At 72.9% G+C, this 6,004-nt stretch carries 6 protein-coding genes; 2 read left to right on the top strand and 4 right to left on the bottom strand.

Annotation, left to right across the window (positions count from 1 at the left end; translation table 11 throughout):
- Nucleotides 1–1,679, top strand: a 1,679-nt coding sequence (locus AC08ON_RS03505; protein WP_476616438.1) for a DEAD/DEAH box helicase, incomplete at its 5' end; no start/stop codon positions are given.
- Between the two features lie 457 nt (nt 1,680–2,136).
- On the opposite strand, the gene AC08ON_RS03500 is transcribed toward AC08ON_RS03505, so the two are convergent.
- Nucleotides 2,137–3,108, bottom strand: a complete 972-nt coding sequence (locus AC08ON_RS03500; protein ID WP_476606377.1) for a ParA family protein — start codon at nt 3,106–3,108, stop codon at nt 2,137–2,139.
- Nucleotides 3,109–3,283: 175 nt separating this feature from the next.
- Entirely contained in the window at nt 3,284–3,646 is a 363-nt protein-coding gene (locus AC08ON_RS03495; protein ID WP_476606376.1) for an antibiotic biosynthesis monooxygenase family protein, read from the bottom strand.
- A gap of 53 nt (nt 3,647–3,699) precedes the next feature.
- On the opposite strand from AC08ON_RS03495, the gene AC08ON_RS03490 reads away from it, so the two are divergent.
- A complete protein-coding gene (locus AC08ON_RS03490; protein ID WP_476606375.1) occupies nt 3,700–4,332 on the top strand; it encodes a hypothetical protein in 633 nt (210 codons plus the stop codon).
- Here the strand turns inward: AC08ON_RS03490 and AC08ON_RS03485 are convergent.
- Together AC08ON_RS03485 and AC08ON_RS03480 are read right to left on the bottom strand one after the other, a co-directional pair.
- Nucleotides 4,319–5,536: a pyridoxal phosphate-dependent aminotransferase gene (locus AC08ON_RS03485; protein ID WP_476606374.1), complete on the bottom strand. Its 1,218-nt coding sequence runs from the start codon at nt 5,534–5,536 to the stop codon at nt 4,319–4,321. The two genes, AC08ON_RS03490 and AC08ON_RS03485, sit on opposite strands and share 14 nt — an antisense overlap.
- Before the next feature lie 107 nt (nt 5,537–5,643).
- Nucleotides 5,644–6,004: PD-(D/E)XK nuclease family protein (locus AC08ON_RS03480; protein WP_476616437.1), on the bottom strand; the 361-nt coding region annotated here is incomplete at its 5' end.

Genomic DNA, 6,004 nt, shown 5'->3' with positions numbered 1-6,004 from the left:
TGACCGAAGCGGGCATCGTGCACGCTTTCCCCATCCAGGAGTTGACGCTTCCACTCGCCCTGGCCCGCAACGACATCATCGGGCAGGCCCGCACCGGCACCGGCAAGACCCTCGCGTTCGGCGTCCCGGTGGTGCAGACGGTGCTGGCGGCCAAGGAGGGTGCCGACGGCCGTCCGCAGGCCCTTGTCGTGGTGCCCACCCGTGAGCTGTGCGTCCAGGTGACCGCGGACGTCACCCGCGCCGGCGCCCGCCGTGGCCTGCGGGTGCTGTCCGTCTACGGCGGGCGTGCCTACGAGCCGCAGCTGTCCGCGCTGCGCGCCGGGGTCGACATCGTCGTCGGCACGCCCGGCCGCCTGCTGGACCTCGCCCGCCAGCACGTGCTCGACCTGGCCGGCGTCGGCACCCTGGTGCTCGACGAGGCCGACGAGATGCTCGACCTCGGCTTCCTGCCGGACGTCGAGCGCATCATGTCGCAGCTGCCGACCGAGCGGCAGACGATGCTGTTCTCCGCGACCATGCCCGGCCCGGTCATCTCCCTGGCCCGGCGGTTCATGAAGCGGCCCGTGCACGTCCGCGCGGAACAGCCGGATGAGGAGCGCACGGTCCCGACCACCCGTCAGCACGTCTTCCGCGCCCACGCGCTGGACAAGATGGAGGTGCTGGCCCGGGTCCTGCAGGCCGGCGGCCGGGGGCTCGCCATGGTGTTCGTGCGGACCCGGCGCACCGCGGACAAGGTCGCCGAGGACCTCGCCAAGCGCGGCTTCGCGGCCGCGGCGGTGCACGGCGACCTGGGCCAGGGCCAGCGCGAGCAGGCGCTGCGCGCCTTCCGCTCCGGCAAGGTCGACGTCCTGGTCGCCACCGACGTGGCCGCCCGGGGCATCGACATCAACGGTGTCACCCACGTGGTCAACTACCAGTGCCCCGAAGACGAGAACGTCTATCTGCACCGCATCGGCCGCACCGGTCGGGCGGGCGAGAGCGGGGTGGCCATCACCTTCGTCGACTGGGACGACCTGCCGCGGTGGACGCTCGTCAACAAGGCGCTCGCCCTGCCGTTCGATGCCCCGGTGGAAACCTATTCCACCTCCCCCCACCTGTACGAGGCGCTCGGCATCCCGGCGGGCGCGAAGGGCACCCTGCCGCACGCGGCGCGGACCCGCGCCGGGCTCGCGGCCGAGGACATCGAGGATCTGGGGCAGTCCGGTCGCGGCGGGCGCCGCGGCTCGCGGACCGGGCGTGACCAGGACCGTTCCGAGCCGGCGGCGGTGCCGACCCGGACTCGCGCCCGTCGGCGCACCCGCGGCGGTGGTGCGGCGGCCGCGGGTGCGGGGCTGGCCATCGCCGCGGACCCGGCGGACCCGGTCGACGAGGACGGCCGGAAGGCCTGCGCACCCGTGGTGGACGGTGCCGGGCAGACCGGGCTGGTCGAGTTCACCGGGACCGCCCCGCTCACCGACACGGACACCGACACGGACACCGGCACCGACACGGACACCGGCACCGCCCGCGTCGTCTCCGCCCTGGCCTCGGAGACGGGCGTCGAGGCCGAGGAGTTGCCGCGCCGCCGGCGCCGGCGGCGCGGCAACCGTGGCCGCGCCGCGGGCACGATGCGGGAGGCCGGCGACGGCACCGAGGCCGACGCCGACGCCGGCACGCCGCCCCGAGCCGAGTCGGCCTGACACCCCGGCCCCCGGCCCCGCATACCCACGGGGGTCGCCGGTCCGCGGGGGTCGTCAGCCCGCGGGCCGAAAATGCAGGCCCAGCCGGACCCAGCTCAGCCGCCGGCACGAGGGACAGCGCACCAAGGAGGGATGCCGGAGTCGGACCAGCGGTAGATGGACGCTCGGCGTCAGGACGCGCAGCGCGTGCCAGGCGCCGAGGGAGCTGGTCTGCCCGCATCGGGAGCAGCTGACGGTCAGGCTGGTGTTCGGCGGTGTCACGGGGCGGACGCCGCTGTACAACGCACGCTTTCCATGCGCGTCGCGACCCACCGTTGATCTCGCGCGAACCGGAGTGACCAGGGGAGACCGGGCGCCACGTGGACGCAGCCGGTCGAACCCGGCCGTCGCCCGGTCCTGCGCCTGCCTCCCGCCCGGCACCCGGCCGGGTGTCCGCCCGAGCTCGTTCACCGCCGGCTCACACCCGCACCTCTCCGGTGCAGGTCGGTTCGCCGACCTGCACCGGAGGACGGGAATGGTCCCGCATGCCCGCGGGTTGGCCGTCCCCCTCCCGAGGGCGTTGCCGCCGACCGGACGAGGTGGTCCCCGGGCCGTCAACGGTTTCGGCGGCCTGTCCAACCGCGGTCCCGGCAGGGTCAGCGATGCCGGCGATGCCGGCGGCAGTGCCCACCCCCGCAACCCCGGCGATGGCACGGGCATGCGACCGGTAGGCCTCGGCCCCCTTGGAGCGCCGCGCGGTCGTCAGGATGGACCGCCCCGTTCCCGGCGCCTCGGCGAAGCGCACCGAGCGGGCTACCGGCGGCGCCAGCACCGCGATGTCGTACCGGGCGGAGACGTCGGCGAGCACCGCCCGGCAGTGCGCCGTGCGACCGTCGAACAGGGTCGGCAGCACGCCGCGGACCCGCAGGCCGGGATTGGTCAGCCGCTGCACGTCGTGCACCGTGTCCAACAGCTGGCCGACGCCGCGGTGGGACAACGTCTCGCACTGCAGCGGCACGATGACCTCGTCCGCCGCCGTCAACCCGTTGATGGTGAGCACGCCCAGGGAGGGCGGGCAGTCGATGAGGATGAAGTCGTACTCGTCGACGATCTCGGCGAGGGCAAGCCGCAGCGCGTGCTCCCGCCCGGTGCGTGACAGCAGCACCGCCTCGCAACCCGCCAGCTCGATGGTCGCGGGCAGCAGATCGGTGCCGTCCGGTGTCCTGGTGATGATGATGCCAGCGGACAACCGTCCCAACAGGACGTCGTGCACCGACAGTTCGAGGGCATCCGGATCCAGCCCGAGCGAAAAGGTCAGACATGCCTGTGGGTCGAGATCGACCAGCAGGACCCGACGGTCCAGCTCGCACAGCGCGGCACCGAGACTCGACACGGAGGTCGTCTTGGCAACGCCGCCCTTCTGATTCGCAACAGCGAGTACTCGGGCCACACCGATCAGTGTGGGGGCGTGACCGATCCGTCACAACACTTGACGGGCGAAAATCTCGACGCGCCCCCGAGGCCACTCCGCAATCACCCTGAGTCGGACACCGACCAGCCATCCGCAACCCCGGTAGATCCGGGGGTACCACTCGTCTCATCCAGTGTGCGCCGCCGGGCGCGGGTCAGTTCGAGGCGGGGGCGGCGGTCTGCACCACCTCAAACGACCACAGCGTGGCCGCGGTGGCCGCGGGGGCACCCTGCCCCCCCGCCGGGGCCCCGTGGCCCGCAGGAGCGCCCTGACCGGCCGCGGCCTGCCGGTGGCCCTCACCGAACGCCTGCGAGGACTGCCACTTCTGGAAGTCCTCCTCGCTACGCCAACGGGTGTAGACGAGGTAGGTGTCCGTGCCCTCGATCGGGCGCAGCAGCTCGAACCATTCAAACCCGTCGGCCTGCTCCACCATCCCGGCGCGGCCGGCGAACCGCTTCTCCAGGGTGTCTCGCAGCTCTGCGGGCACGGTCAACACGTTGATCTTGACAACGCTCATGTCTTCAACCGTAGTGCGCGGGATCCATCACCGCACCGCTAGAGTCCCCCGACGTGCCAGGTCTTCCCCGTGTCGCCGTCCTCGGTCTCGATGCCACCGGAGCCGCCGCGACAATCACACTCGCCGACGGTGGGCTGACCGTCACCGCGTTCTCCGAGGGCCCCACGCCGCCGCCGTCCCTCGCCGAACTCGCCACGCACGGTCTGACTGATCGTGTCGTCGCCGTGACTCCCGCTACGTTGCGCCTGGTCGGAGCCGCCGCGCTCGGTCCGCCTTTTGAGGTGCATGGCGCTCCCCACCCGGATGGCGAAGCCCACCCGCTCGGCGTTTTCGAGGCCGTGGTGCTCACCGGCCCGGCGGCGCGGCTAGGTCCGGCCGGGACTGGCTCAGCCCGTTTCGGCGAGGTCTTCGATCTCGAGGTTCCCTGGCTGTTCCATGTCGCGGGTCCCGCGCGGCTCGCGGCCGCCCAGGCCCGGTGGATCGGGGAATACCTGCGCGGGCGGTACGCGCCGCCGTCGCCCGATGAGATGGCCGCTCGCCCGCGACTGGCCGGCCGATCGCTGCGCGGCGGGACACACGGTCAGCTGACAGCGCTGGACCGGGAGCTGCACGCGGGGCATGCCCGGGCGGCCGAAGGCGGCTACCCGATGCCCCAGCCGCCTGGGACAACTCTCAACCCGGGGTAGCCGGGGTAGCCGGCGGGGTGAGACGGGCAAGCCGCCGCGCCGCGGCCTCCAGGGTCGTGAGTTTCTTGGGGAAGCCGAACCGGATAATGTGGCGGCCGTCCGCCGGGTCCGCGAAGAACGACGAGCCGGGAACGGTGGCGACCCCGATCCCGGTGACCAGCCGGTGAGCGAAAGCCACGTCGTCACCGGCCGGGTCGAGCGCGCGGGTGTCGCACATCACGTAGTACGCCCCGTCCGGTTCCCGGAAGGTGAAGCCGGTCCGGGCGAGGGCCGCGCAGAGCAGGTCCCGCCGTTCCTGGTACTGCCGGGCGAGATCGACGTAGTACGTCTGCGGCAGGTTCATCGCCGCCACCCCGCCGGCCTGCAACGGTGCCGCCGCCCCGACGGTGAGGAAGTCGTGCACCTTGCGGATCGCCGAGGTGTAGGCGGCGGGCGCAATCGTCCAGCCGACCCGCCAGCCGGTCACCGCGTAGGTCTTGGACAGCGCATTGATGGTGACGGTGCGGTCCTCCAACCCGGGAACGGTGGCCGGCGGGATGTGGCCGCCCGGGCCCAGGTAATGGATGTGCTCGTAGATCTCGTCGGTGAACACGAGCGCGTCGTGGCGCTGGCAGAGCTCGGCGACGAGGTCCAGCTCGGCGCGGCGCAGCACCTTGCCGGTCGGGTTGTGCGGGGTGTTCAGCACGATGGCGCGGGTGCGGTCGGAGAACGCCGCACGCAGCTCCGCCTCGTCGATCGTCCAGTCCGGGGCATGCAGGCGGACGAGCTTCGGCCGGGCGCCGGAGAGGATCGCGTCCGGGCCGTAGTTCTCGTAGAACGGCTCGAACATGATCACTTCGTCGCCGGGGTCGACCAGCGCGAGCATCGCCGCGATCATCGCCTCGGTGGAGCCGCAGGTCACACAGATCTCGGTGTCGGGGTCGACCGACCAGCCCGGGTAGGTTCCGGCCACCTTCGCGGCAACGGCGGCGCGGAACTCCGCGGCTCCCCACGTGATGGCGTACTGGTTCACGTCCGCGTCGATGGCGGCCTTGGCCGCCTCCTTGAGCTGCGGCGGGCAGGCGAAGTCGGGGAAGCCCTGCGCGAGGTTCACGGCGTCGTGCGCGAGAGCGAGCCGGGTCATCTCCCGGATCACCGATTCGGTGAAGGTCGCGGCCTTCGCGGAGACCCGCAGCCGGGCGGGCGTGGCGGTCTGGTCGGGCACCGTCTCATGATGACGCCTCTCCCGGCCCGGTGTCCGACGCCCCGGTGTCCGACGCCCCGGTGTCCGGGCCGACCCTCCGGTCGCCGGCGCCCCGGTACGCCGATGCCTCAGTCCTCGTCGCCCTCGTCGCCGAGGGCGTCCCAGGGCTGGCGTTCGGGGCCGGCTGCCTGCCCCTCGGGGCAGTGGCTGCGGAAATCGCACCACGAGCACAGGGGGCCGGGGCTCGGCGGAAACGCCCGTTGCGGATCCTCACCCGCCCGCAGGGCCTCCGTCGCGCGCACGGCGTCCGCCGCGACCGACTCCGCCCGCCGCACGTGCCGGGCGATGCTCGCCTCGGTATGCTCGGCGGCCGCGACCCGCCCACTGGGCACGTGGTGCAGCTCGACCCGCCGGCATGGTTGGCGCAGCATCCGCCCGGCGGCCAGAGCGTAAAGCGCGAGCGCCGAGGACGATCGCGCGTCGTCGTCG

Source organism: Frankia sp. CoWAU3, from assembly GCF_977971855.1.
This window is presented reverse-complemented; position numbering and strand designations above follow the sequence as displayed.